The organism is Stenotrophomonas sp. Sm2128, from assembly GCF_030985535.1.
Lineage (GTDB): Bacteria > Pseudomonadota > Gammaproteobacteria > Xanthomonadales > Xanthomonadaceae > Stenotrophomonas > Stenotrophomonas maltophilia.
The window spans coordinates 1-2611 of record NZ_JAPTFQ010000150.1; the positions used below are offsets into that span (position 1 = coordinate 1).

Sequence of the window (2611 nt, forward strand, 5' to 3'; positions counted from 1 at the left end):
GGGCGGGCCCGCGGCCGGCACTACCGTCAGGTCGGCTCGCATTGCGGGGATGCTGCAAGGCAGTCATCCCCGCCATCGTCAGTTCCCGGCAGCCACGGCCGACGGGGTCAGGCTCATCCCCTGCGCCAGCTGTTGCAGCGAACCCAGTTCCTGCGCGCTGTCCGGATACAGCGAAATCTGCGCGTAACGCCCTTTGTCGAGCTTGACCACGCTGATGCGGCGCTCGGCATAACCGGGCGGCTGCTGGCCTCCCAGATCGGGCTGGTACCAGTACAGTGATTCTCCGCCGAAGCTGCCCTTTTCGTGGCGCAGCGAGCGGTTCAATGGAAGGTTGGGATCGCGTGCACTGAGCATCAGGCTCAGTACCTCGCGGCCATCGCTGGTGCTGGCGCGGCAGACCAGGAAATCGGCCTGTGCCTGCTGTTGCCACTGCAGGCCGCTGTTGGCCGGCAATGAAGGACATTCGGTGGGAGCCTGCGCGGCGGCCTGGGCCGCAGCGAACAGCAGGCTCGACAACACTACAGGCGCGAACTTCATGCATCCCCCAAGGTGGTGTGTCGTGGCTCCGTCGGATGGACCGGCGGCCTTGGCATCCCATCCCCGGATGCCCCGCCGGCCGGCATGTGCACGGACGGTCAACTCAACCTTAACGGAACGTGAGCGATCGCACAAATTGCGGTTACAAGCGTAACCATTGCGGCCGAGGGTCGGCCGCAATGGTCCGCACAGGCCTCAGCGGTCGTTGCCGAGCCACTTGTAGATGATGCCGCCGATCGCACCGCCCAGCAGGGGGGCGACCCAGAACAGCCACAGCTGGCTGACCGCCCCGCTGCCGGCGAAGAAGGCCACGGCGGTGGAGCGGGCCGGGTTCACCGAGGTGTTGGTGACCGGAATGCTGATCAGATGGATCAGGGTCAGCGACAGGCCGATCGCCAGCGGCGCGAAGCCAGCCGGTGCCTTGCCGTGGGTGGCGCCCATGATCACGATCAGGAACACGGCGGTCAGCACCACTTCGCACAGGAAGGCCGCCGCCACGCTGTAACCCCCGGGCGACAGCGCACCATAGCCATTGCTGGCGAACGCACCGGCCTGGCTGCCGTCGATGGCGAAGCCGCTGGCCCCCGAGGCGATCTGCAGCAGGATGAAGCCGGCCAACAGGCCACCAGCCACTTGGGCGATGATGTACGGCACCAGGTCCTTGGTCGGGAAGCGGCCACCGGCCCACAGGCCGACGCTGACCGCCGGATTGAAGTGCGCGCCGGAGATATGGCCGAACGCATAGGCGCCGGTCACCACGGTCAGGCCGAAGGCGAGCGCCACGCCGAGGAACCCGATACCCAGCGGATTGCTGTCACCGCCGAACTTGGCGGCCAGCACCGCACTGCCGCAGCCACCCAGAACCAGCCAGAACGTGCCGAGGAATTCGGCGGACAAGCGTTTACCCATGCTCATGTGTTGCACTCCTTTGACGGTCGAAAGTGTGATTTATGTCACATTTCAATGATCAGCGGGTGACTGTAGCGTCAACGCCGGGTGCAGGCATACACCGTCGGACGTGTGCAACACGCGATGTTCAGTACTGCGGCAGCGGGATGAATTCCTTGTCGTCGCCCGGAATGGTCCCGAAGCGGCCGGCCTCCCAATCGTGCTTGGCCTGCTCGATGCGTTCCTTCGAGCTGGACACGAAGTTCCACCACAGGTGACGCGGGCCATCCAGCGGCTCGCCACCGAACAGCATCGCCTTCACCGGCGTCTTCGCGCGCAGGCGGCCGCGTGCGCCGGCTTCGGGAATCACCAGATGCTGTGCAGGGATGTCCACGCCATCCAGCTGTGCGTCGCCTTCGAGGATGTACAGCGCGCGCTCGCGGTGGCCGTCGTCGATATCGATCTCCGCATCCGGGTCGAGATCGATTGCCACGTTGAGGGTGTCGGCGAACACCTTCACCGGCGATTCCTCGCCATAGGCGCGGCCGGCGATGACGCGCAGCCAGGCACCGTTGCGGCGCTGCTCGGGCAGGGTGGCCGCGGCGTGGTGGTAGAACGCCGGCTCGATCTCTTCATGTGACTTCGGCAGCGCCACCCAGGTCTGCATGCCGTGGATCGGGTTGTCGTGATCGCGGTCCGGTTGCGGCGTGCGCTCGGAATGGGCGATGCCGCGGCCAGCGGTCATCCAGTTGACGTCTCCGGGGCGGATCACCTGGTCCGAACCGAGTGTGTCGCGATGGCCGATGGCGCCCGACCACAGGTAGGTGACGGTGGCCAGGCCGATATGCGGATGCGGGCGCACGTCGATGGCCGTGCCGGGATGCATGAGCGCCGGGCCCATCTGGTCGACGAACACGAACGAGCCGATGCTGCGCGCCTGCAGGGTGGGGACGGCGCGACGGACTTCGAGTCCGCCGATGTCGTGCACGCGCGGGGCGATGATGGTGGTCATGCGGGCGTTCTCGCTGGCAGGGATCAGGTGATCAGCATCGCATGCGGCTGTGACGGGGACATGCCCCGTATGGGTAACAGGGCGTTCCAGCCAACGGCGCAGCCCCTCGTGGCTGTGGGGTTGGTCGCGTAAAGCAAAAGCCGCGCTTGGCCGGGCGGGGGGGGGTGTGGGGGG

3 protein-coding genes are annotated in these 2611 nt (G+C 66.5%); all 3 read right to left on the minus strand.

Features of this window, described 5'->3' with window-relative positions:
* Window positions 1-78: 78 nt before the first annotated feature.
* On the minus strand, window positions 79-537 hold the full coding sequence (locus O0K41_RS22145) for a hypothetical protein (protein ID WP_005410610.1): 459 nt from the start codon (window positions 535-537) through the stop codon (window positions 79-81).
* 195 nt (window positions 538-732) lie between these two features.
* Window positions 733-1452 (minus strand): aquaporin Z, encoded by a 720-nt coding sequence (gene aqpZ, locus O0K41_RS22150; protein ID WP_005414195.1) that lies wholly within the window; start codon window positions 1450-1452, stop codon window positions 733-735.
* Window positions 1453-1573: 121 nt separating this feature from the next.
* Window positions 1574-2437 carry a pirin family protein gene (locus tag O0K41_RS22155; protein WP_005410608.1) on the minus strand — a complete coding sequence of 288 codons (864 nt, stop codon included), beginning with the start codon at window positions 2435-2437 and terminating at the stop codon, window positions 1574-1576.
* Window positions 2438-2611: the final 174 nt, after the last annotated feature.